The organism is Streptomyces sp. SCA2-17 (genome assembly GCF_044336695.1).
Genome location: NZ_CP117521.1, coordinates 2,497,984 through 2,521,478, shown reverse-complemented (window position 1 = coordinate 2,521,478; position 23,495 = coordinate 2,497,984). Strand labels below are relative to the sequence as shown.

Below are 23,495 nucleotides of genomic sequence, written 5' to 3'. Positions count from 1 at the left end.
CGTTTCCCCCGGGGTCAGAAGCGGGTCTTGGGGCGGACGCTGTTGGCCAGGTCGACCAGGGCGGCCAGGCCGCTCGGGGTGGGGGCCTGGCGGGCGAGCCGGCGCAGCTTCGCCTCCAGGCGGGTGCGCAGGGTGAACTCCTCGCCGTCCGGGGAGCCCTCCGGGGAACCGTTCGGAGCGCCGTCCGGGCCGGGGAGCGCGGTGCTGCTCCTGTTGCCGCGACGGCCGTTGCCGCCGCCCGCCGGAGCCGCCGCCCCGTTCCGTACCGCCACGCGCTCCAGGGCCACTTCGAGGGCCTCGGCCTCCAGCCGGTCGCGGGCCGGCCCGGCGTCGTGCCCCTCGTCCAGATAGAGCAGGGGGAGGCGGCCGAAGGCGGCGGCGAGGTCGTAGCGCTCCGGGAGGCGGGGCCCGTCGTCGGCCTCCAGCCGGCCGGCGAGGATGCGGACGCAGGCGATCTGGGCCGCGTCGTAGTGCCGGGACACCTCCGGCAGGCTGCCGAGGAGGCCGACCGCGCCGGTGCGGTCGCCAGCGGCCAGCCGCAGCCGGGCCAGCCCGAAGACGGCGCTGCCCTGCGTCCGGCTGCGCTGCCACACGGCGTCGTAGTAGCGCTCGGCGTCGGCCGGGGCGCCGGCCTTCTCGGCGCAGTAGCCGAGGGCCAGCTTCGGCGCGTACTCCCCGGGCAGGGCGGCGTAGACGCGCTCGAACCAGGCCCGCGCCGTGGGCGTGTCGCCCCGGGCGAGGGACAGCAGGCCCTCGTGCCAGCAGATCCGCCAGTCGTACCGGGCCGGGCCGCCGAGGCGCGCGCGGGCGGTCGTCAGCCGCTCGTGCGCGGCGTCGAGCTCGCCCAGTTCGAGGTGGGCGCGCAGCTGCCGGAAGCAGATCTCCACGGTCTCCCGGCCCGACGCGGACAGCTGCTGGATGAGCCGGCGGGGGCCGCTGGTGGTGGGCTGGGCCAGCAGTGCGGCGGCCGGGTCGGCCGGGTCGGGGTACGGCACGGGCAGGTGGTGCGGCACGCGGCCGGGCTCGGGCAGGCCGGGGTCGAGGAGCGGCCGCCGCTCGCCGGCCAGCCAGCGCTCCAGGGGCGGCACGCGCCCGAGCGAGGCGTCGAGGAGGGTGGCCGTGGCGGCGAAGAGCGTGGACGGCTCGGGGGTCTCGGTACGGGTGCGCAGGGAGCGGATCTCGCGCAGGACGCCGCGCAGCTGCTCGGCCATCTCGCGGGCGGAGCCGAACCGTTCCAGCGGATCGTCGGCTGTGGCACGGGCGAGGACCCGCCCGTAGGACTCCGCGCCCAGGCCGGGAGGCTGCTTGCGGCAGCCCTCGGAGAGGGTGCGCAGGGTGACGCCGAGGCTGAAGAGGTCCGAGCGGACGGACAGCCCCTCGACGCCCCTGCGGACGACCTCGGGGGCGGTGAAGCCGCGGGCGCCGAGGACGTATCCGGTGCGGTCGTCCAGGTCGCGGACGGCGCCGAGGTCGATGAGCTTGATGCGGTCCGCGTAGTGCATGACGTTGTTGGGCTTGAGGTCGCAGTAGACGAGGTTCTTGCGGTGCAGGCTCTCCAGGGCGTCGAGGATGCGGCAGCCGTAGGAGAGGACGTACTCGAAGACGCGGTCCTCGCCGAAGGGGCCCTCGCCGCGGGTGATGCGGTCGCGCACCTGGGAGAGGTGCATGCCGCGGACGAACTCCATGACGATGTAGCGGGTGTGGCTGCCGGCGCCGTTGCTGTGGCCGTTCCCGTTCCCGTCGTCCGCGCCGTTCCCGCCGCCCTGCTCCGTACCGCCGTGGCTCGTGGTGTCCTTGTGGGAGACGAAGTTGATGACGCGGACGATGTCCGGGTGGTCGGAGCCGATGAGGACGCGCAGCTCCTCGGCCTCGCGCTGCAGGGCGACGGGATCGCGGTCGTTGATCAGGCCCTTGAGGGCCACCGGGTTGCCGTCGAGCCGCATGTCGTGGGCGAGGTAGACCCAGCCGAGACCGCCGTTGGCCACGCAGCCCACCACGCGGTACTGCCCGCCGGCCAGGTCGCCGGGGGCCAGGCGCGGCGTGAAGTCGTACGGGTGGCCGCAGCGGTCGCAGAAGCCGATGGGCAGGGCGGGCTGCCCGGCGTACGACCTGCCGACGACTGCGGTGCACCCTTCGTGGCCGCAGGTCTTGCCGCCCACCGGGACCCGCGGGTCCGTGATGACCAGGGCCTCGGGGGAGGGCGTGGCGATGACGGGCAGGTCGAGCAGGCCGTCGCCCGCGGGGCCCACGGTGAACAACTGGGCGGTCTCGGCGCGTCTGCGGGCACCCGCGGTGGGCGGGCTCTCGGGCACGGGCGGGATGCCGCCGGGCCCGGCCCCGGGACCGCCGCCGTTCCCGCCGGGCTCCAGCGGCTGTACGCGGTGGCCGCGCGTGGAGCAGAAGCCGGTGGTCTCGACGCGGCCGTCACAGCCGGTCCGGGGGCAGGGCTCGCCGGGCCGGGGGCCGGGCGGGCGGTTGCCGGGAGGGCCGGCCGGGGGGCTCACAGGGCGTTCACGGGGCGTCGCCCCCTCGCGGTCGGTGGGTGTGGTGGCGTACGGCCTCGGCGAAGCGCTCGACCGCGCGCTCGGCCTCGGCGAGCTCGCAGGGCGCCCCGTGCAGGAGGTTGTGCGCGGCGCGGTAGAGCGGCGCGGCGGCCCGCTCCTCCTCCAGGCTGCGGGCGGCGAGCAGCGCGAAGAAGGCCTCCAGCCGGCCGCGCAGTTCGTTGCGCCGGGCGATCTGCGTCTCGGCCAGACCGATCACCTCCTCGACGCGCAGCAACTCGGCCTCCACGGTGCTCTCGAAGGCGCGGAGGTCGGCGAGGAAGCGCGCGCTGCCCGGCTCCGGGTGGCGGCGCAGCGCGGTGAGGTCCAGGCGCAGGGCGGCGGCGCGCTGCGGCACGGGCCGGACCGGGGCGATCAGGGCGGTGCGGTCGTGGGCGGTGCGCTCGCGGCGCGCGATGTGGTCGATGCGGTCGCGCACCCGGTCGAGCCGGGCGGCGGTCTCGTTCTTGCCGGGGTCAGCCATCCTCAGCGCCAGCTCCAGGCTCTGCGATTCGGGGTTGCGGAAGACGAGGAGCAGGCGGGCGCCCCGGGCGGCGAGGAGGTCGGTGAACTCGACCAGGGCGAGGGGGTCCGCCGCGTAGTCGACGCCTTCCGCGACGATCGTCAGCGGCACGGCTCCGGCGCCGCCGAGCAGGCCGACCGCCGAGCCGTCGTCCCCGGCGGGGCTCAGCCCGAGCCGGTCGGCGACGCGCCCGGCGACCCCGGCGACGGTCTCCCCGGAGACGTCGAGGGCGAGGTCGACGCTGCCGACGGGCGGCAGGAGGTCGTCGTCCGGCTCCTCGGGGCCGGGGGGCTCGTACGGGGACGGGGGGCGGCGTGCGGTGCCGTTGCGGGGCGTGGCGGCCGGGCCGGCGGGCGGTGGTGAGCCGGTGGGGGTGGGAGGGCGTATGCCCACGGGGAGGGGCGCTCTGCGCGGTGCGGGCAGCGGGGCGTCCGCGGGCAGCTCGCGGTCCGCGAGGGCGACCGCCCGGCTGAGCGTCGCCGCGCGCACCGCCTCGCCCTTCTTGATGACGATCGCCTCCACTCGCCGGGTCCCCTCCGCGGCGGCGAACCAGCGGGCCAGCCAGCGGGCGAACTCGCGGTCGCGGGCCGCGCCCCGCGGCACCGACGGCAGGCCGTTGCCGCGGCCGCCGCTCACGTAGCGGTCGATGACGGGCAGGTGCCGGACGACGGTCTCGATGGGAATCATGTACGACAGGTGGAGCCGGCCGCTCGCGGGGGCGGCCGAGGAGCGGTCGTCGTAGCGGCTGACGACCATGCCGAGGACGCGGTGCGTCTCCGCGTCGGTGACGGCGGCGCCGCTGAAGCCCGGCCGCACCGTCTCCTCCGGGGTCACGGGGAACATCTGCACCCACTCGCCGCGCGGCCCGGACGGCCCGGCGAGGGTGGCCCGGAACCAGACGCCGTCCTGGAGCTCGCGCGTGCTGGGGAAGCCGCACATCCAGACGGACCGGCCGCGGGTGGGCGCGACCCGGTGCAGCGGGGCGGCGTGGCGGGCGTCCTGCGGCCGGGCCAGGGTGAGGAGGGCGACGTCGCCCCGGGAGTCCGCCAGCTCGGGCACCCAGCAGCCGTCGGCCACCCGGGCCGGCACGGGGCGCGCGCCGGGCACGCCGACCAGCTCGACCAGCACCTCCGTGCCGGGCGCGGTGCGGCCGTTGAGCTCGCGGGGGCCGGTGGGATCGGCGGGGCCGGCGGAGTCGATGGGACCGATGCGGGAGCCGGTGGGGTCGATAGGACCGGGGCGGGGGCCGGTGGGGCTGAGGGGATCGGCGGGGATGACGTGGGCGCAGGTCAGCACGGCGTCGGCGGCCAGCAGGATGCCGGCCCCCAGGACATCGCCGCCGGTCGTGGAAATGCGGACCCGCCAAGTCTCGCCGCGCACCTCGGTGTTGACGGGGACCTCGGTCTCCTCCCCCATGGGCGCAGAGCATACGCGCGCCCCCGGCGGAAGTGACCCCTCCGAATGTGGGGTCACCGTTCCGTGTGATTCGCGCGGGGGTTGCGCGCCCCCGGCGCACGGTTCGGCGGGTGCCCTGCCCCGCCCCGGGTCCGCCGAACGGGTGACCCCGGGCCGGGCGGCGGCCGGCAGTCCGGAGTCACCCGTTCGCCGCGTTCGGGGGCGGCCGTCCCGGTGACGGCGGGGCCACCCCCGGTGACCTGCCGATACGCCGGCCCGCCCCGGTTCGCGGCCCGGCCCGGACCGGTGATTCTGATGCGCTGTCAGGGTGCGGGACGCCCCGGATCCCGGTTCCCTCGGCTCTGAGGAGCGCGGAACCCCCCACTCCCCTTCGTGGGCACACCACGTGCCCCGGCCGCGTTCACGGAGGAACAAGCATGCGTAACTCACGAGTGCTCACCGGGACCGCCCTTTCCATAGCCGCCCTCGGGCTGGCGAGCGCCCCCGCGCTCGCCGGGGACTTCGGCAAGCTGGAAGTCTCTCCGAACCCCGTCAAGCCCGGTGCCGAGGTCACGGTGAACACCACCGCCTGCGGGTCCAACGGTTCGGGCTCGGGCGACGCCAGCGCCGTCGGCGGCCCGGCCTCGTTCCAGCTCAAGCCGGGCACCCACAAGGAGAGCGTCGTCGGCACGTTCAAGGTCCCCAACAGCGCGAAGGCCGGCACGTACGGCATCGGCGTCAAGTGCCACAACGGCAAGGAGGCCACGGGCGACGTCGTCGTCTCCGCGGGCTCGGGCGGCTCCCCTTCGAGCGGGTCCGGCACGGGCGGCGCCGGTATGGGCGGGACCGGCATGGGCGGTGCGAGCCACAGCCCCTCGAAGGGCAAGGAGGGCACGGGCGGCGGTTCCTCCACCCCGGCCAAGCCGCCCAAGGGCGGCATGAAGACCGGTGTCGGCTCGACCAGTGACGACTCCGGGATGACCGAGCTCATGGCGGGCGCGGCCGTGCTGGCCACCGCGGCGGTCGGCGGCACCTGGTACCTGCGGCGCCGTGGCAGCAACGGCAACCGGATCTGACGCGCCCCCGGCCCGCTTCGCACCCCGGTCCCCGAACGCCCCCGCGTCCGGGGACCACGGGCGCGGCGGACGCGGTGGAGGAGATCCATGTCCCAGTCGCAGAACGCCGGCGACGGCCGGCGGGCGCGCGGCTCCCGCAAGGCGCGGAACTCGCGGCAGATGCGGCGGAACCCGCGCCGGCGGGCGGCTGCGGGCCCCCTGCCCGCCGGGCTCGGCCCGGTTGCCCGGGCTTGCCCGGACGGCTCGGGCGGCCCGGTTGCTCCGGCCCGCTCCGGCAGCCCGGGCGCCGGTGGCGCCGCCTTCTTCGGTGGGCCGGGGCCGGGTGGCACCGCCCGGCCCGGTCGCCCGCACCCTGCCGGCGCCGCCCGGCCCGTCCGTCGTCCGCCGTCCCCCCAGGCTCGTGACTCCCGGCGCAAGGCCGTCGCCGCCGTCCTGATCGCCGTGGCCCTGTGCGTGGGCAGCTGGCTGATCCAGCGCGGGGCCGACATCCAGGACCCGCCCCCGCAGCCCTCCGCGGCCGAGGCGTTCCCGGCCACCGGGCCCCGTACGGGACCGGCGAGCGGCGAGCGCGCGGTGCCGCCGCTGCCGGTCGCCGTGCCCACGCGGGTGCGGATACCGGCGATCGACGTCGACGCGCCGCTGGAGCCCCTGGGCCTGCTCCCGGACGGCACCCTCTCCAGCCCGCGGGACGACGAGAGCAACGTCGCCGGCTGGTACGCGGCCGGCGCCGCGCCCGGCGCCACCGGCACCGCCGTCGTCGCCGGCCACGTCGACACCGCCACCGGGCCCGCCGTCTTCTACAACCTCGGCGCCCTCAAGAAGGGGTACCGCGTGGAGGTCGCGCGCGCGGACGGCCGGACGGCGCTCTTCGCCATCGACGCGATCGAGGTGTACAGCCGGGACGACTTCCCCTCGCAGAAGGTGTACGGGCCCGCGAAGCGCGCCGAGTTGCGGCTGATCACGTGCGGGGGCGGGTTCTCCGAGGAGAGCCACGCGTACCTGGGGAACGTGGTGGTGTACGCCCACCTCACCGGCGTGAGGTGAGTCAGGAGCGGCCGCTTCCGTTCGCCGGCGCACCGCCCCCGGCCTGCTGCGTCTCACGGGCCCACGCGGTCAGGCCCGCGACGAACCCCGCCCGGTCGCGGGGCGAGAGGCTGTCGAGCGCGCGCAGCAGCGGCTGGGAGCGGGTGGCGATGAACGCCTCGACCGCCGGCCGGTGGCCGTCCACGACGGCCACGAGCGTGCGGCGCCGGTTCGCGGGGTCCTCGCGGCGCTCGACCAGGCCGGCCCGGTTCAGCGCGCCGACCAGCTCGCTCGTGGTCGACAGGGACAGCCGCATCCTGCGCGCCAGCTCGCTCACGGCCAGGGGTGCTTCGGCTATCAACTGCGGCAGGACCGCGCCGTGCCGCGCCGTGAGGCTGTGCGCCTCGAAGAGCGCGCGCAGCTCGTCCGGCATCTCGGTGCGGGCCTGGCGGATGTACGGGGAGAGCAGCGGGACGAGACCGATCGCTTCGGTCTCTTCCGGGGTGGGAAGCCGGGGGTGGTCCTTCCCGGGTGCGGGGTCGTGCGGCATACTGCGAAGTGTAGACGCTTCGGAAATCCAAACCATTGGGTAAGCCGAAGCGATCCGTTGCAGGGGGAGGAGCTCTGTCATGCCGGTGATCCGATACCACGACGCACTCAACGACGCGCTGGAGCGCATGCACGACCTGGGGTACGAGCGGGGGGTCGGTGCCGACCTCGCCAACCACGGGCCCATGGGCGCCGAGACGCTCGCCGCCCTCGGCCACGGCGGCGAAGTCGCCGCCTGGGTCGAGGGCTACCGCACCGCCATGCCCCACCACGACGTGCCCGCCCCCGGCTTCGCCCTCGACCCCGCCGACGAGACGTCCTGGCGCCCCGCGCTCGGCGACTTCTCCCGCGCCGGCGACTGGGAGGAGCTCTTCCGCCGCGAACTCGCCGCCGCTCCCTGGCGCGAGGTGCTCGCCCGCTGGTGGCCCCGGCTCCTGCCGGGCCTCCTCGCGGGCCTGACGCATGGACTGATCCGTACGGCCCACGCCGTCCGGTCCCTCGCCGCGGTCCCGGTCGACGCGCAGCCGACGCCCCAGCAGCTCACCGAGCTGGCCCGCGGGCTGGCCTACTGGGCCGCCCGGTTCGCCCACCTGCCCGGCGAGGTCCGCATGAGCGGCCACCACGACCTGGCGGGCGCCATCGCCGCACTGCCCCGCACCGCCTACGCGGGGCCGGGCAAGCGGGGGCGCGCCGTCGCCGCGGAACGGCTCGCCCGGCCCGGCGAGCTCGCCGGCTACCACGAGGCGCTGGGCTCCCTCGCCCCCGCCGGGACGCAGTGGCTGCTCAGCGAGATGACCACCGCCTTCGCCGGGGTCTACCTCGGGCACCCCGAGCTCTTCCCCGTCCCGCTGGTGCACGCGGTCACCGCGCCCGCCGCCGTACGACTCGTACTGCCGCACCTGCCCGACGAGCTCCACGAGCCGTCCGCGGCGGCCCTCTGGCACGTCCACACGACGCTGCTCGTGGCCTTCACCGACGACCGGGGCGGGGAGGACACGGCGGCCCGGGACGCGGCGGAAGCGGACGTACCGCCGTTCGACGAGCTCGTCGCCCGGGCGGTGGAGCACGGCGACGAGCACGTTCTGAAGTTCACGGAGGCGTGTCGGCGCGAGCATGCTTTGCGTCCGGACCCCCGCTACGGCGCGGCGGTTTTGGCGGCGCAGCAGCGGATCAAGCCGCGGCGGGGCTGAGGCTGGGCTGAGACGGGGCTGAGGCGCCGGTCCGTGGGCCGGGTGCCGGGGGCTCCGGGGCAGGGTCCCTGGACCGTATATTTACGGCGCCCTTCCCCTCTGCGTGTTCGTGCCCCGCACTTGGCGCCACAAATACACGTCAGCGTCCAGGGACCCTGCCCCTGCGCCCCCGGCCCCCTCCCGCCGTCGTTGCTTCCCGTGCCTTCTCGCCGTCGTCAGCCGCCCGCCGCCGTCGCCTCCCGCAGCTCGGCCAGGACGTCGAGGATCTTCTCGCCGTGCTTCGCCAGCTTGCTCTCGCCCACGCCGCTCACGCCCGCGAGTTCGTCGAGGGACGTGGGCGAGACCGTGGCGATCTCGCGCAGCGTCGCATCGTGGAAGATCACGTACGCCGGGACGCCTTGTTCCTTCGCCGTGGCCCCGCGCCACGCCCGCAGCGCCTCGAAGACCGGCATCGCCTCGGCAGGCAGGTCCACGGGCGCGGCCCGCTTGCCGGATCCGGAGCCGGATCCGGACTTCGCGGCCCGAGCCGGCTTTTCCGGCTCGCTCCGCAGCCGCACCTCGCGGCGGCCGCCCAGCACCTCGCCGCTGGCCTCCGTCAGGACGAGCGTGCCGTAGTCGCCCTCGACGGCCAGCAGGCCCTGTGCCAGCAGCTGCCGGACCACGCCCCGCCACTGCGCCATGCTGAGGTCGGTGCCGATGCCGAAGACGGTGAGGCCGTCGTGGTCGTGCTGGATGACCTTCGCGGTCTTCTTGCCGAGGAGGATGTCGATGATCTGTCCCGCGCCGAACTTCTGGCGCCGCTCGCGCGCGAGCCGGTAGACCGCGGAGAGGAACTTCTGGGCGGCGATCGTGCCGTCCCACGTCTCGGCGGGGGTGAGGCACGTGTCGCAGTTGCCGCAGGGGCCGCTCTCCTGCCCGAAGTAGGCGAGGAGCTGCACGCGGCGGCACTCGACGGTCTCGCACAGGGCCAGCATCGCGTCGAGGTGGGCGCCCAGGCGGCGGCGGTGCGCGTCGTCGCCCTCGGAGCCGTCGATCATCTTGCGCTGCTGGACGACGTCCTGGAGGCCGTACGCGAGCCAGGCCGTGGAGGGCAGGCCGTCGCGGCCGGCGCGGCCCGTCTCCTGGTAGTAGCCCTCGACGGACTTCGGCAGGTCGATGTGGGCGACGAACCGCACGTCCGGCTTGTCGATGCCCATGCCGAAGGCGATCGTCGCGACCATCACGATGCCGTCCTCGCGCAGGAAGCGCGCCTGGTTCGCGGCGCGCGTGGCCGCGTCCAGGCCCGCGTGGTACGGCAGCGCCTCGATGCCCTGCTGGGCGAGGAAGGCGGCGGTGTCCTCCACGCTCTTGCGGGAGAGGCAGTAGACGACGCCCGCGTCGCCCGCGTGCTCGGTGCGCAGCAGCTCCAGGAGCTGCTTCTTGGGGTCGTTCTTCGGCGCGATGCGGTACTGGATGTTGGGCCGGTCGAAGCTCGCGACGAAGTGCCGGGCGCCCTGGAGCTGGAGCCGGGCGGCGATCTCGGTGTGCGTGGCCTCCGTGGCCGTCGCGGTCAGGGCGATGCGCGGCACGTCCGGCCAGCGCTCGTGCAGTGCGGACAGGGCCAGGTAGTCCGGCCGGAAGTCGTGGCCCCACTGGGCCACGCAGTGCGCCTCGTCGATGGCGAAGAGGGAGATCTTGCCGCGGTCCAGCAGCCGCAGCGTGGCGTCGACGCGCAGCCGCTCGGGCGCCAGGTAGAGCAGGTCGAGCTCGCCGGCCAGGAACTCCGCCTCGACCAGCCGGCGCTCGTCCATGTCCTGCGTGGAATTGAGGAAGCCGGCCCGGACGCCGAGCGCCCGCAGGGCGTCCACCTGGTCCTGCATGAGGGCGATCAAGGGGGACACGACCACGCCGACGCCCGGCCGGACCAGGGCCGGGATCTGGTAGCACAGCGACTTTCCGCCGCCGGTCGGCATCAGGACGAGCGCGTCGCCGCCGGCGACGACATGCTCGATGATCGCCTCCTGGTCGCCGCGGAACGCGTCGTAACCGAAGACGCGCCGCAGGCAGCCCAGGGCCTCACTCCCCGCGTCGGCAGGCGTGGGGGAGGGGGAAGGGATGGTGGCGGCGGGGCGGGCGGTCTCGGTGAGGTCGGCCATGCGGAAAGTCTAGGGGGGTCCGCTGACACGCACGGGGGCTGTGGATAACTCCCGGAACCTGATCTACGCGACCGGAACCCGGTCTACGCGACCTCGATCCCGTAATCCCCCAGCAGCTCCTCCAGGCCGCCCCGGTAGCCCTGCCCGCCGATCACGAAGTCCCAGTCGCCGTTGGCCCGCTTCCGGAAGGACCCGAGCACGAGCGCCGTCTCGCCCGCCCGGCCGTCGGAGACCTCCAGCTGCCCCAGCTCGGCCCCGGCCGCGTCCGCCAGCCGGATCCGGGCGTCCGTGAAGCCCGCGAGGTCGGCGTCCGGGTTCACCTCGGGGTCGACGGCCGCGACGAGCACGAGCCGGTCGGCGTCGGCGGGCAGCGCCTCGAAGGCTACGCGGACGGCCGCCTTGTCCCCGCGGGGCGGCGGCACGGTGCGCACGGCCCCGTCGGGAGTGGCGTCGTTGTTGAAGAACACGAAGTGATCGTCGCTGAGCACACGGGTGCCGTGGCAGACGAGGGCGCACACGTCGAGGGCGACGGTGCCGGACCAGGACATGCCGAGGACGTTGTGCTCGCCGGGCACGTCGGGCGTGCCCTCGTCCGGCTCCGGCTCCGGCGCGGTCGCCGGTGATGCGGCCCGCCCCGCTCCGCCGCCCGCGCCGCCGCCGAGCCGGCCCCGCAGCCCGTGCCGCCCCAGCAGCCCCACCAGCTCCTCGCCCGAGACGAGAGTGAGCGGTTTTCCGTTGGCGAAGGCGTACGAGCCGGGCCCGAAGCCGGAGGTCGTCACCAGCACGCCCTTGTTGGCGCCCGCGCCCTGCACCGTGCCGTACAGGTCCCGGACCGCGGTCGGCGGGACCGTCTTGCGGTACCGCTTCACCTGCACGATGATCCGGCCGCCGCTGATCGGGTCGGGGTCCAGCGCCTCGACGTCCACACCGCCGTCGTTGGACCGGGTGGTCATCACGGCCTGCATGCCCCGCGCGCGGAACAGCTGGGCGACCAGCGCCTCGAATGCGACCGGGTCCATCTCGTACAGGTCGGGGTCGTCGCCGCCCCCGTGCGAGACGACGCTCCGCCCGACGTCGGCGGGCATCCGGCCCGGCCGCACGGCGGCGAGCTGGTCCGGCCGGGCGGACAGCAGCCCGCCGAGCCCGTCCGTGAGGCAGTCCACCGCGCTGACCTGCTCCAGGTGCAGCCCGGCGAAGACCGTACGGGAGACGGAGACCGAGGCCAGGACGATCTGGGCGCGGCGGCCCGTGGCCGGGTCGTGGTCGTCGACGAAGCCGTTGACCACGACCGACTCCAGCACCCCGGACCCGTCCGCGGCGAAGAGATCGCGCAGCACCAGCAGGACGCACTGCGCCAGCACGTCCCGGTACACGGCCCGGCGCTGCGCGGCGGGCCGCGCCGTCTCCTTCTCCTCGTCGGCGGTCGGCATGTACCGCACCGCCTTGGCCTCCGGCACGATGTCGTACCCCGGCAGCTCCCACAGCAGCACCAGCTGCCGGGCCGCCGGGTCGTACGCGGCCGACACCTGGTGCGGGAACTCGGCGGGCCAGGCGGAAGAGGCGTACAGGGCGGCCGAGAAGTAGTCGACCACGGCGTCGGGGTCCCCGGCGCGCAGCGCCGTGAGCATCTCCTCCACGCCCGCGTTGTGCTCCCGGACCTCGGCGAGCTGCCCGGCCGCCCACTGCTCGTACTGCCGCCGGTAGGCCTCCAGTTGCTGCAGCCGCGCGGCCTCGGCGGCCTGTGCGGCCCGCAGGTCGTGGTCGTACTGCTCCCGGCTGCGGCTCGCGCCGAAGCCCCAGCCGCCCTGCGCCTGGTACAAGACCGGGTTCGGCATCGGCACCGGCTGTCCCAGGTGCCCCGGATGGAACGGCTCCACCGTCTCGGGCCGGCGCAGCGCCGCCGTCGAGAACGCCGGCACCCGGCACCCCGCCACCAGCAGCCCCGTCAGCTCCGCGACCCGGGCCTCCAGCTCCTCCGTGCGCCGCCGCGCCTCGGTCTCGCGCCGCTGCCGGTAGGCGGCCCGCTGCTCCCGGTCGGCCCGCGCGGCCTCGCGCGCCGCCGCCCGTTCCCGCCGCTCCTGCTCCCGCTGGAGCTGCACCTGCTCCCGGTGCTCGGCCTCCTGCCGGCGCTGCTGCTGACGCTGCGCCTCGGCCCAGATCCCTATCAGTCCACTGGAGCTGCGACTCATGCGGACACTTTAGTCATTTAGTAAGTGTTATTTGCGCCCGGGTCCGGGTCGTGCGTACGAGATGTGACGACGCGTCGGCAGAGGTCAGGTACGCCGTACGGGTGATTTTCCCGGCGTGCCCCGTTGCTGGTGCGGCATTCCGGGGAGCTTGCCCGGAGGGGAACGAAAAGACAAAGAAGCAACAGGCACGCGACAGGCGGGTGGGACAGCTGATGGCGACCACGACAGCATCCGACTCCGAGCAGCAGCACCCGGTGCGCTTCTGGGCCGTGGAGGATCTCCGCGGGCTCGACTTCGACCCGTTCATGGCCGAGCGGCTCCGCGAGGAGCCCGTCTCCCGGGTCAAGCTCCCGCACGGGGAGGGCCACGCCTGGCTCGTGACGCGCTACGAGGACGTCAAGTTCGTCACCTCCGACCCCCGGTTCAGCCGCCAGGCCGTGCTCGGCCGCCCGATCACCCGGCTCGCCCCCCACTTCATCCCGCTCGACGAAGCGGTGGGCTTCGCCGACCCGCCCGAGCACACCCGGCTGCGCAAGGCCGTTGCCCGCTCCTTCACGCCCGCGAGCCTCGAACGGCTCCGGCCCCGCGCCGAGCGCGTCGCCGGTGAACTCCTCGACGCCATGGAGCACGAGGGCCCCCCGGCGGACCTGATGAAGCACCTGAACGGCCCCCTGCCGCTCGCCGTCATCAGCGACCTGATGGGCGTACCGGACGAGCACCTGCCGCGGATGGCGCGCTGGACGGAGATCCTGCTGTCCGCGGGCCACGGGCGGGAGGCCAGCGACACCGCCAAGGCGGAGATGGCCGGCTACTTCGTGGAGATGCTGGGGCGCAAGCAGAAGGAGCCGGGCCCCGACCTCGCGAGCGAGCTGGCCGCCTCCGTCGCCAAGGGCGACCTCAGCACGGAGGAGGCCGTCGCCATCGCCCTGCTGATCCAGGCCAGCGCCGCCCACGCCGTGCGCAACAACAGCAGCAACATGGTCTACGCCCTGCTCACCCACCCGCAGCACCTGGAGCGGCTGCGCCGCGAGCCCGGGCTGCTGCCGCAGGCCATCGAGGAGCTCCTGCGCTACATCCCGCACCGCAACGCCGTCGGACTCGGCCGCATCGCCATGGAGGACGTCGAAGTGGGCGGCGTGCTGATCAAGGCCGGTGAAGTGGTCCACTCCTCGTACCTCACGGCCAACCGCGACCCCTCCGTGTTCGACCACCCGGACGAGATCGACTTCGACCGGGAGCACAACCCGCACCTGTCCTTCGGACACGGGCCGCACTTCTGCCTGGGCTCGATGCTCGCCCGCCTGGAATCCGAGGTCATCCTCACGTCGCTGATCACGCGCTTCCCGGACCTGCGCCTCGCGGAGCCGGTGGAGAAGATCCGGTGGCAGAAGAGCGCGCTCATCAGGGGACCGGAACACCTTCCGGTGGTGTGGTGAGCGGGATGACGCAGCCTTCGAACGGGGCCGGCCCGAACGGGGCCGGCCCGAACGGGACCGGCTCGGAGGGGACTTCCGGATCCGGCGGGGAATCCTGCCCGATGGCCGCCGTCCGTACGCCGGGGGAGACGGTCCACGACTGGCCGGTCGACCATCTGCCCGCCCTGGCCTTCGACCCGCTCATGCACCGCCTGCTGCGCGAGGAGCCGATCGCCCGGATCCGGCTGCGGTTCGGTGAGGGCGACGCCTGGCTGGCCACGCGCTACGAGGACGTGAAGACGGTCGCCGCCGACCCCCGGCTGAGCCGCGCGCTCACCGTCGACCGGCCGGTCACCAGCATGACGCCGCACGTCGTGGCCCCGGCGGGCGGCGTGGGCCGCACCGACCCGCCCGACCACACCCGCATCCGCCGCCACGTGGCCCTCACCTTCAGCCGCAAGCGCGTCGCCGCCCTGCGCCCCCGCGCCGAGGAGCTCGCCGAGCAGATGCTCTCCCGCATGGCGGAGCACGGCGCCCCCGCCGACCTGACCGAGTGGCTCACCGGCCCCCTGCCCGCCCAGCTCATCGGCGAGCTCCTCGGCGTCCCGCCCCGCGACCTCGACCGGCTGCAGGACTGGCGCAGCGTCATCCTCTCCAGCAACCACTCCGAGAAGGAGAGCAACGCCGTCAAGGGCGAGATCGCGGGCTACTTCAAGGCCATGGCCGCGCACCGCCGCGAACAGCCCGGCGACGACCTGTTCAGCGCCCTGGTCGCGGCCCAGAAGGACGGCGGCCTCAGCATGCCGGAGCTGATCTCGCTCGCGGTGATGCTCGTCCTCAACGGCATGGACGCCGTACGCAACCAGGTCTCCAACATGGTGTACGCGCTGCTCACCCACCCCGAGCAACTGGCCGCCCTGCGCGCCCGCCCGGAGCTGCTGCCCCAGGCCGTCGAGGAGCTCCTGCGCTACATCCCGCACCGCAACGGCGTCGGCCTGCCCCGCATCGCCACCGAGGACTTCCAGGTCGGCGACGCGACGATCCGCAGTGGCGAGGTCGTCTACGTCTCCTACCTGGCGGCCAACCGCGACCCCTCGGTCTTCACCGACCCGGACCGCCTCGACCTCACCCGCGACGAGGCCCCCAACCTGTCCTTCGGTCACGGCCCGCACTACTGCGTAGGCGCGATGATCACCAGGATGGAAGCCGAAGTCATGCTCACGGCCCTCCTGAACCGCTTCCCCGACCTGCGCCTGGCCGTCCCCGAATCCGAGATGCACTGGCGCCGGGGCTCCATCAACCGAGGCCCGGAGTCCCTGCCGGTTGCCTGGTAGAGCGGATCACACTGTGAGTGCCTCGGGGAGCTCCGCCCGGGCGAACTCCTCACCCCTATGGGGATGCAAAACGGCCCCGGACGGGGAATCCGGGGCCGAACAAAGCACTTCGCCGGGGAGCGACCCCGGATCGGCGTGAGCCGATGAAGTGCCCCCGGGCAGATTCGAACTGCCGACACCCGCTTTAGGAGAGCGGTGCTCTATCCCCTGAGCTACGGAGGCGGGGCGGGGCTTGCTGATTGTTTCGGGGAAGTCCTGGCGGAGCTTCGCCGAGCCGCCTCAGCAGGCTCCTCGGCCGCTCGTGGGAGCGGTCGAGGACAGGTTAGCGGATGGGCGGGGCCGGGCGCTGGGGCCGGGGGCCCCGGTGGGCTTGCGGCCTTGTCATCCGGTCACGCGCCGAGGCTCCAGGAGAGGGTGTGGTCCGTCGTGGCCAGGGTGGCCAGGATGATCAGGTCGGCGGCGCCCAGGGTCAGGCCCAGGAGTGCACGGCCGCGGCGGGTCGTGCCGCGGAGGAGGGCCAGGGTCGCCAGGGCCAGGGCGAGGGGGCCCAGCACGACGTTGAAGATGAGGAGGCCCACCAGGCCCAGGACGAAGGAGGTCACGGCCATGCCGTCGGCCTCCCGGTGGGAGGTGCGCGGGGGCTGCGGCCTGCGGTCCGCGAGGTCGTCCGTGGTGCGGGGCGTCTGTCGCGTCAGTGTCGTCTGCATGTCAGTGCTCCCTCCTGCGTTCCCGTACGGCGAAGATCAGCAGCCACAGGGCGATCGCCGTGGCCGCCGGGACCACTACCGGGAGCGAGAGGTGGGCGGCGGCGCCCACGAGGACTCCCAGGAGGAGCACGGCCGCCACTAGGAAGATCATGTCCTTCCCCTTCTTGGGTGAACAGTTGGAATGACAGTTGTTCACTGAAATCCAGCGTAGCGCTTCTGGCGTCCTGTGGCAAACAGTTGTTTACTGAAACCATGAACAGCAGCACCCCCGCCACGCTCGGGGTCCGCCAGGCCCAGAAGCTGAAGACTCGTCAGGCCCTCCTCGACGCCGCCCTGGCACTGCTGGAGGAGCAGAGTCTGAGCAGCCTCGGTTTGCGGGAGGTCACCCGGGTCGTCGGGGTCGCGCCGGCCGCGTTCTACCGGCACTTCCGGGACATGGCGGAGCTCGGGGTCGCGCTCGTCGAGGAGTCGCTCGCGAGCCTGCACGTGATGATCCGGGCCGTGCTGGCCGACCAGCAGGAGGCGGAGGAGGTCATCGACCGCAGCGTCGAGGCCGTGGCGGATTACGTACGGCGGCATCCGGCGCACGTGCGGTTCGTAGCCCGGGAGCGGCACGGCGGGGTGCGGGCGGTGCGCGAGGCCATCGCGGCGGAGCTGGCCCGGTTCGGGAACGAGGTCGCCGCCGCGCTCGCCGTGCAGGAGGCGTCGGGGGGCTGGAGCGCCGAGGACGTACGGATGCTCGCCGGGCTCTACGTCGACCACCTCGTGATGACCGCGTCGGCGTTCGTGGAGGCCTCCGCGGAGGACCCGGCGGCGGAGCGGGCCATCGCCGACACCGCCCGGCGGCAGCTGCGGCTGATCAGTCTCGGCCGCCGTCACTGGCCGGCGGCCTCCTGACCGTCCGCACCCGTACGCGCCAGTCGCCCTCGTCCGTCGCGCCGAGCACGTCGACCGTCACGCCGGGCCCCGTGTACCGCTGCCCGGCCGCGTACGGGGCGTCGCTCAGCGCCGCGTTCACGTTCAGGTCGCTCGTGTAGCAGCCCCGGCTGCCGGGCGTGGCGTCGGCGACGCGCACCGGTCCGGAGCCCGTGTACATCGTGGTCGTGACGGCGGTGACCAGGACGCCCGGGCGGCACACCGCGTGGTCGAGCGGGCCGGGCGCCCGCGCCTCCAGCGTGATCGCGGTGTGCCGGGAGACGGGGAGCACGGCGAGCTTGAGGCCGCCGGGGAAGGCTGTTGGGGTCAGGGCGAACGAGTGGATGCCGGGCCGGTCCAGGCAGCGCACCTGCGCGGGGGCCAGCCAGCCCAGCTTCCACTTGTGCCAGGCCAGGAAGTCCTCGGACGGGCCCCAGTCCTCGTCCATCGGGTCCCAGTGCCCCACCGGCGTCTTCAGCAGGGCGGCGCCGCGGCCCGTGTAGTAGAGGTCGGGCAGGCCGAAGCTGTGCGCGTTCTCGTGGTTGAGGACGCGGAAGGGGCTGTCGCCGGTCTGGCGGCTCCAGATGAACGACACGTTCCGGAAGGGCGTGCCCTCGGCCGTCGTCAGACCGGTGGGGGTGCCGGCGAAGGTCACCGACCGCACGTCCTCCGTGGCCGGCGGGCCCGCGTCCGGCGTGACCAGCACGTTGATCAGGTCGTAGCGCCGGAAGTCGACGGTGTCGTCCGCCGCGTCGAGGATCTCCGCCGACAGCGCGGCGTAGCCGTCGTCGGTGCTCGCGTCGAAGGGCGTGCCGCGCTCGATCCCGTAGGCGCGGTACGGGCGGGACATCCGGATCCAGCGCAGGACGGGCGTGGAGCGGTAGTCGAGCCGGCCGTAGGAGCTGGTCCGGTAGTAGTCGGCGACGGCCGGGAAGAACTCGGCGTAGCGCTCCTGCGGGCTGATCGTGGCGGGGGAGTCCGGGAAGTCGATCAGGAAGGTGATCGCGCGGACGACGCCGCTGGAGGGGGCGTAGCCGGGCGGTGTGAGCGCGGTCTCCGAGACGTTGTCGGTGGCCCCGGGCAGGGCGCACGGGCCGGAGGGCGGCCGGGCCCCGGTGTCCGCGAGAGCCGGCGGGCCGCCCTGCGCGCCGGCGCCGCCGTCCGCGCCGGAGCGGCCCGCGGGCACGGGTGAGGTCATGGCGAGCGTGGTCACGGCCATGACGACGAGGGCGAGCGTCTTCACGGCCACGACGGCCGCGGTCCGCGTGGCCGTGGTCCGCAGGGCTGCGGTTCGCACGGCTACGGGTCGCGTGGCCGTGGACCTCATGGCCGCGGGCCGCGTGGCCGCATTCCGCACGGCCGGGCCCCTCATCGCCGCGGTGGCGGCATCTTCGCGGGCGCGGTCCTCGCCGCCGCGATGGCCAGCGTGCTCATGCCGGGCGCCTCCCAGGGGCGGCCGCCGCGCCGCCCTCTGTGATCACCTTCCGCCGCCGGCCCCCGGCGCGCTCCCCGGACTGCGGCAGATGGGGCATCGCGCACCGATCGCGGCCACACCCGTCACCGCCGCCCCCATCACCCCATCCCTCCAGGGAACCCTCCAGGAGACGTGATGCGCATCACTGCCCGCCGCCGAAATATCCGGGGACCCGATCCCCGTTTACCCCTCGTACGGACGAACCGGGGAGTCTCTCCCCGGTTGCCGGGCCCCTCTTCAGTCGCTCTTCAGCCCCTCTTCAGCCTCCTCGGAAGGAGTAAAGATCGTGGTCACCGCGCATCCGCCGCGCCTGCGCGCCGACGCCCTGCGTAACCGCGAGCGGATCATCGTCGCCGCGCGGGAGGCGCTCGTCGAGCACGGGGCCGAGAGCTCCCTCGATGAAATCGCTCGACGCGCCGGGGTCGGCAATGCCACGCTGTACCGGCACTTCGCGGACCGCCGCGAGCTGATCCACCATGTCACCCTCTCCGTCATGGCCCGCCTCGCCGAGCAGGCCGAGGCGGCACGAGCCGAGGAGCCCGATGCTTTCCGATCGCTGAGGCGGTTCGTCCACGCCGCCGCGGACGAACGCGTCGGTGCGCTCTGCACGTTGCTGGAAGAGGGCATGGACCCCGGCCACCCCGAGCTGGTGGCCGCGCGTGACCGCCTCGACGCCCAGATCGAGCAGATCATGGCCGACGCGCGCGCGTCGGGTCAGCTGCGGGATGACATCGCCGTCGGCGATCTCATGGTCGCCGTCACGCAGTTGACCCGCCCGCTGCCCGGCAAGGGCTGCGCGGTCTTCGATCAGTTCATCCACCGGCACCTGCAGCTGTTCCTCGACGGCCTGATGACTCCGGCCCGGTCCGAACTGCCCGGCTCCGCCGTCACCTTGGAGGAGCTGCGCCGCCAGAAGCACGGCGCGGCCGCCGGGTCCGGCCGGCCCGCCGGACCCGGGCATCCCGCCTGACACCGCAGACCGCCGGGCAGCCACAGACTTCGCGGGCCCGCCGGGCCCGCACCACTCGCACCACCCGCACCCCACCGTCCCGCTCCACCACCACCGCCGCCGAGGTAGGCCCACACATGCCAGACACCAGTACCCCCCTCGACCCCAAGCGCTGGAAAGCGCTCATATTCATCGCCCTGGCGCAGCTCATGGTCGTCCTCGACGCGACGATCGTGAACATCGCGCTGCCCTCCGCCCAGACCGACCTCGGCATCTCGGACGGCAACCGGCAGTGGGTCATCACCGCCTACGCCCTCGCCTTCGGCGGCCTGCTGCTCTTCGGCGGCCGCATCTCCGACCTGTGGGGCCGCAAGCGCGCCTTCGTCGTCGGCCTGATCGGCTTCGCCGCCGCCTCGGCCCTCGGCGGCGCCGCCGTCAACACCGGGATGCTGCTGGGTGCCCGCGCCCTCCAGGGCGTCTTCGGCGCCCTGCTCGCGCCCGCCGCGCTGTCGCTGCTCGCCGTCCTCTTCACCGAGGGCAAGGAGCGCGCCAAGGCGTTCGGCATCTTCGGTGCCATCGCCGGTGCCGGTGGTGGCGTCGGCCTGATCCTCGGCGGCCTGTTCACCGAATACCTCAACTGGCGCTGGACGTTCTTCGTGAACATCCCCTTCGCCGTCGTCGCCGCGGCCGGCGCGATCGCCGTGATCCGCGAGCCGGCCGGCAGCCGCAACTCTTCGAAGCTGGACGTCCCCGGCGTCATCCTGGCCACGCTCGGCCTGGTCTCGCTGGTCTACGGCTTCACCCGCGCCGAGTCCCACGGCTGGACGGCCGGCAGCACCCTCGGCTTCTTCATCGCCGCCGTGGTCCTGCTGTTCGCCTTCGTGGTCGTCGAGAAGAGGGTCAAGGCCCCGCTGCTGCCGCTGCGCGTGCTCACCGACCGCAACCGCGCCGGTGTCTACGTCTCGCTGGGCCTGGCCGCCATCGCGATGTTCGGCCTGTTCCTCTTCCTCACGTACTACCTCCAGGTCGTCCGCGGCTACTCGCCGGTCAAGACCGGTCTCGCGTTCCTCCCGATGATCGCCACGATGATCACCGGCTCCACGCAGATCGGCGCCCGCCTGATGAACCGCGTCCCGGCGCGCTGGCTGATGGGCCCGGGCTTCCTGCTCGCCGCCGTCGGCATGGTCCTGCTCACGCAGATCGACCTGGACACCTCCTACACGACGGTCGTCCTGCCCGGCCTGATGCTCATGGGCCTCGGCATGGGTACGGCGTTCATGCCGGCGATGAGCCTCTCCACGTACGGGGTGCAGGCGCGTGACGCCGGTGTCGCCTCCGCGATGGTGAACACCTCGCAGCAGGTCGGCGGCGCCATCGGCACCGCGCTGCTCAACACCATCGCCGCCAGCGCCACCACGGACTACTTCAAGTCGCACATGAAGTCCGCGGGTGACCCGAAGCTGCTCACCTTCCAGTCGATGGTGCACGGCTACTCCACCGCGGTGTGGTGGGCGGTCGGCATCCTGGCCCTGTCCGCGCTGATCGCGGTCACGTTCGTCAACGCCGGTCACCAGGGCGGCGTGGTCGCGGGCTCGGGCGACGGCGAGGGCGCGGAGAACTCCGTGCCGGTCATGGCGCACTGATCCGCAGGATCCCTACGCGCGAAGGCCCCCGCCGTCCAGGCGGGGGCCTTCGCCTATGTACATACGCGCATGCACATAGGCGACGTGCGTACGTACGTCAGCGCAGCCAGGGCAGGTCCGCCCCCGCCGGCTGCAAGCCCGCCGCGATCGTCCGGCACGTCTCGCCGAACTGGGCCGCCTGCTCGGGCGACAGCCGGTCGAAGAGCGCGGCCCGGACCGCGGCGACGTGGCCCGGCGCGGACCTGCGCAGCATCTCGAAGCCCTCGTCCGTGAGGACGGCCAGCTGGCCGCGCTTGTCGGACGGGCAGTCCTCGCGGCGCACCCAGCCGTTCTTCTCCAGCCGGGCGACGGCGTGCGAGAGCCGGGACCGGGTGATCTTGGCGTTCCGGGCGAGGTCCGTCATCCGCAGCCGCCGCCGCGGGGCCTCGGACAGCTCGACGAGCAGGCCGTAGTAGACGTGCGGCATCCCGGCGTCGCGCTGGAGCTGCCGGTCGAGGTGGTCCTCCAGGAGGGTGGTGGCGTGCAGGTACGCCCGCCAGACGTCCTGCTCGGCATCGGTCAGCCAGCGCGGCCCGGCGGCGGCGCTGCTGCTGCCGGCGGCGGCGGTCTCCCCCTCCGGACGCGCGATGTCCTCTTCGGGTCGCTTGGTCATGGCATCCACTGTTTCACCCACTGGTTTCCCGTCGCTCCCGCACTGTGTCCTTGAAGTTTAAATAAGCGAGAGCTAAGCTCGCTCTTAGAGCTTGAACATTCAAGCATCTGGTTGTTCAGGATTCTGTCCCATTCCGTTCCATCCCGTCCCATCCCGACACGTCTCGGAGGGCACCATGCCACGCATGCCCGCGCTCTACCTCTCGCACGGCGCGCCGCCCCTCGCCGACGACGCGCTGTGGACCGCCGAGCTCGCCGCCTGGTCCGCCGGCCTGCCCCGGCCGGCCGCGATCCTCGTCGTCTCCGCCCACTGGGAAGAGGCGCCCCTCGCCCTCGGCGCGACGGAGACCGTCCCGCTCGTCTACGACTTCTGGGGCTTCCCCGAGCACTACTACGACGTCCGCTACGCCGCCCCCGGCGCCCCGGCCCTCGCCGAGCGCGTGCGCAAGACGCTGCGCGGCGCCGGCACGCCCGTACAGGACGTCCCGGGCCGGGGCCTGGACCACGGCGCGTACGTCCCGCTCGTCGAGATGTACCCGGACGCGGACGTCCCCGTCCTCCAGATATCCCTGCCCACCCTCGAACCGCGCCGCCTGATGGAGATCGGGCGCAAGCTCGCGCCGCTGCGCGACGAAGGCGTGCTGATCGTCGGCAGCGGCTTCTTCACCCACAACCTGGCGGCGCTGCGGCACGCGGGCTCCGGGCCGCCCGGCTGGTCGGCGGAGTACGACGCGTGGGGGCGGGAGGCGCTCGCGGCGCAGGACGTCGACGCGCTGCTGGACTTCGAGCGCAAGGCCCCGGCGGGCCGGCTCGCCCACCCGCGGACCGAGCACTTCGCCCCGCTGTTCGTCACGCTGGGCGCGGCCGAGGGCGAACTGGACAGTCAGCGCAGCGTCATCGACGGGTTCTGGATGGGGCTGGCGAAGCGTTCGGTCCAGTTCGGGTAATCCTTCGGGTAACTCTTCAGGCAGGGCGCGGGCGCGGTCGGCGGCGTCGCAGGCGTAGGGGTGCATCGGCTGCATAGGCTGCATCGGCCTTCACGCTAAGGCCGGTTGCGGGGCCGCGAAACCGTCTGAGGTCCTACGTCGCAGGCCTCGTCAGCGCCGTCCGCTGCTCCGCCCGCCCGCCGCGTCACATGTCGGCCCGGTGCTCGTGCCAGTGGAAGACGTAGTACGAGGCCACCCCCATGCCCAGCGCCGTCAGTACGCCGATGCCCGCGGAGCGCAGCACCGAACCGCCGCTGAGGGCGTGCAGGAACCCCATGCTGCCGCCGAAGAGCGCCCCGAAGGCCGCCGCGCGGACCTCGGCGATCATCGTGTTGCGCTCGCGGAGCAGGGCGTAGCCGGCCGCCATGGCGATCAGGCCGGCGACCACGCCGATGACGACCGCGGCGCCCGTGGTGTAGCCGTTGTTGCCGGCCAGGAAGATGGCGAAGAGGCCGAGGACGATCCCGCCCGTGACGGGCACGGCCCAGGTCCAGCGGGCCCGCTCCCCGGCGGGGAGGTGAGTGCCGCGCGCCACCGGGCCGGGGCCCTCGTGGGCGGGGTGGTGGCGCCCGGGCATGATCGAGTGCGTCATCGCGGGGCTCCTCTCTCGTCCCACCAGCGCACACCCGCGCCGGGGCGTGAGCAAATCGATCAGAGGGAGCGTGGCAACCGCGGAGCCGCCCGCGCCGTCCTTGAGGGTGGGAGACCGGTCAAGGGCGACGCTCCCGCCGGTGTGACGACCGTCTCGGCCGGCCGCGGCCCCTGGGGTCCGAGGGGCTGCCGGGACACCCCCGCCGTGCT

19 protein-coding genes and 1 tRNA gene are annotated in these 23,495 nt (G+C 73.8%); 9 read left to right on the top strand and 11 right to left on the bottom strand.

The window, feature by feature from the left end:
• Positions 1–14: 14 nt before the first annotated feature.
• Complete coding sequence (locus tag PS271_RS11165; protein WP_398381806.1) at positions 15–2,504, bottom strand: serine/threonine-protein kinase; 2,490 nt, start codon at positions 2,502–2,504, stop codon at positions 15–17.
• A gap of 7 nt (positions 2,505–2,511) precedes the next feature.
• The gene (locus PS271_RS11160; protein WP_398381805.1) at positions 2,512–4,479 is read right to left on the bottom strand and encodes a trypsin-like peptidase domain-containing protein; all 1,968 of its coding nucleotides are present in this window, start codon (positions 4,477–4,479) and stop codon (positions 2,512–2,514) included.
• Between the two features lie 416 nt (positions 4,480–4,895).
• Between PS271_RS11160 and PS271_RS11155 the strand changes: the two genes are divergently transcribed.
• Complete coding sequence (locus tag PS271_RS11155) at positions 4,896–5,534, top strand: GVDTG sorting domain-containing protein (protein ID WP_398381804.1); 639 nt, start codon at positions 4,896–4,898, stop codon at positions 5,532–5,534.
• Positions 5,535–5,966: 432 nt separating this feature from the next.
• Positions 5,967–6,578: a class F sortase gene (locus tag PS271_RS11150; protein ID WP_398386803.1), complete on the top strand. Its 612-nt coding sequence runs from the start codon at positions 5,967–5,969 to the stop codon at positions 6,576–6,578.
• A gap of 1 nt (position 6,579) precedes the next feature.
• On the opposite strand, the gene PS271_RS11145 is transcribed toward PS271_RS11150, so the two are convergent.
• On the bottom strand, positions 6,580–7,107 hold the full coding sequence (locus PS271_RS11145; RefSeq protein ID WP_398381803.1) for a MarR family winged helix-turn-helix transcriptional regulator: 528 nt from the start codon (positions 7,105–7,107) through the stop codon (positions 6,580–6,582).
• 79 nt (positions 7,108–7,186) lie between these two features.
• Here PS271_RS11145 and PS271_RS11140 point away from each other — a divergent pair, with 79 nt between their 5' ends.
• The gene (locus PS271_RS11140) at positions 7,187–8,296 is read left to right on the top strand and encodes a hypothetical protein (RefSeq protein ID WP_398381802.1); all 1,110 of its coding nucleotides are present in this window, start codon (positions 7,187–7,189) and stop codon (positions 8,294–8,296) included.
• A gap of 215 nt (positions 8,297–8,511) precedes the next feature.
• Here PS271_RS11140 and recQ read toward each other — a convergent pair whose 3' ends face one another.
• Complete coding sequence (gene recQ / locus PS271_RS11135) at positions 8,512–10,431, bottom strand: DNA helicase RecQ (protein ID WP_398381801.1); 1,920 nt, start codon at positions 10,429–10,431, stop codon at positions 8,512–8,514.
• Positions 10,432–10,514: 83 nt separating this feature from the next.
• Positions 10,515–12,620, bottom strand: coding sequence for a restriction endonuclease (locus PS271_RS11130; protein WP_398381800.1), 2,106 nt, complete (start codon positions 12,618–12,620; stop codon positions 10,515–10,517).
• Between the two features lie 212 nt (positions 12,621–12,832).
• Between PS271_RS11130 and PS271_RS11125 the strand changes: the two genes are divergently transcribed.
• Positions 12,833–14,056 (top strand): cytochrome P450, encoded by a 1,224-nt coding sequence (locus PS271_RS11125; RefSeq protein ID WP_398381799.1) that lies wholly within the window; start codon positions 12,833–12,835, stop codon positions 14,054–14,056.
• 101 nt (positions 14,057–14,157) lie between these two features.
• Entirely contained in the window at positions 14,158–15,369 is a 1,212-nt protein-coding gene (locus PS271_RS11120; protein ID WP_398381798.1) for a cytochrome P450, read from the top strand.
• 149 nt (positions 15,370–15,518) lie between these two features.
• Here the strand turns inward: PS271_RS11120 and PS271_RS11115 are convergent.
• The 3 genes from PS271_RS11115 to PS271_RS11105 form a co-directional block, all read right to left on the bottom strand.
• Positions 15,519–15,591: transfer RNA gene (locus tag PS271_RS11115), tRNA-Arg, on the bottom strand.
• A gap of 167 nt (positions 15,592–15,758) precedes the next feature.
• Positions 15,759–16,076: a hypothetical protein gene (locus PS271_RS11110; RefSeq protein ID WP_398381797.1), complete on the bottom strand. Its 318-nt coding sequence runs from the start codon at positions 16,074–16,076 to the stop codon at positions 15,759–15,761.
• A gap of 1 nt (position 16,077) precedes the next feature.
• Entirely contained in the window at positions 16,078–16,227 is a 150-nt protein-coding gene (locus PS271_RS11105) for a hypothetical protein (RefSeq protein WP_398381796.1), read from the bottom strand.
• 101 nt (positions 16,228–16,328) lie between these two features.
• Between PS271_RS11105 and PS271_RS11100 the strand changes: the two genes are divergently transcribed.
• Positions 16,329–16,973, top strand: coding sequence for a TetR family transcriptional regulator (locus tag PS271_RS11100; RefSeq protein ID WP_398381795.1), 645 nt, complete (start codon positions 16,329–16,331; stop codon positions 16,971–16,973).
• On the opposite strand, the gene PS271_RS11095 is transcribed toward PS271_RS11100, so the two are convergent.
• Positions 16,936–18,288 (bottom strand): M6 family metalloprotease domain-containing protein, encoded by a 1,353-nt coding sequence (locus tag PS271_RS11095; RefSeq protein ID WP_398381794.1) that lies wholly within the window; start codon positions 18,286–18,288, stop codon positions 16,936–16,938. The two genes, PS271_RS11100 and PS271_RS11095, sit on opposite strands and share 38 nt — an antisense overlap.
• A 463-nt stretch (positions 18,289–18,751) precedes the next feature.
• Between PS271_RS11095 and PS271_RS11090 the strand changes: the two genes are divergently transcribed.
• Positions 18,752–19,435 (top strand): TetR/AcrR family transcriptional regulator, encoded by a 684-nt coding sequence (locus PS271_RS11090; protein WP_398381793.1) that lies wholly within the window; start codon positions 18,752–18,754, stop codon positions 19,433–19,435.
• A 116-nt stretch (positions 19,436–19,551) separates the two neighbouring features.
• Entirely contained in the window at positions 19,552–21,057 is a 1,506-nt protein-coding gene (locus tag PS271_RS11085) for an MFS transporter (protein WP_398381792.1), read from the top strand.
• Positions 21,058–21,154: 97 nt separating this feature from the next.
• Here PS271_RS11085 and PS271_RS11080 read toward each other — a convergent pair whose 3' ends face one another.
• Positions 21,155–21,709 carry a MarR family winged helix-turn-helix transcriptional regulator gene (locus PS271_RS11080; protein WP_398381791.1) on the bottom strand — a complete coding sequence of 185 codons (555 nt, stop codon included), beginning with the start codon at positions 21,707–21,709 and terminating at the stop codon, positions 21,155–21,157.
• 184 nt (positions 21,710–21,893) lie between these two features.
• On the opposite strand from PS271_RS11080, the gene PS271_RS11075 reads away from it, so the two are divergent.
• Positions 21,894–22,655, top strand: a complete 762-nt coding sequence (locus tag PS271_RS11075) for a DODA-type extradiol aromatic ring-opening family dioxygenase (RefSeq protein WP_398381790.1) — start codon at positions 21,894–21,896, stop codon at positions 22,653–22,655.
• Between the two features lie 184 nt (positions 22,656–22,839).
• Here PS271_RS11075 and PS271_RS11070 read toward each other — a convergent pair whose 3' ends face one another.
• Positions 22,840–23,286 carry a hypothetical protein gene (locus PS271_RS11070; RefSeq protein ID WP_398381789.1) on the bottom strand — a complete coding sequence of 149 codons (447 nt, stop codon included), beginning with the start codon at positions 23,284–23,286 and terminating at the stop codon, positions 22,840–22,842.
• Positions 23,287–23,495: the final 209 nt, after the last annotated feature.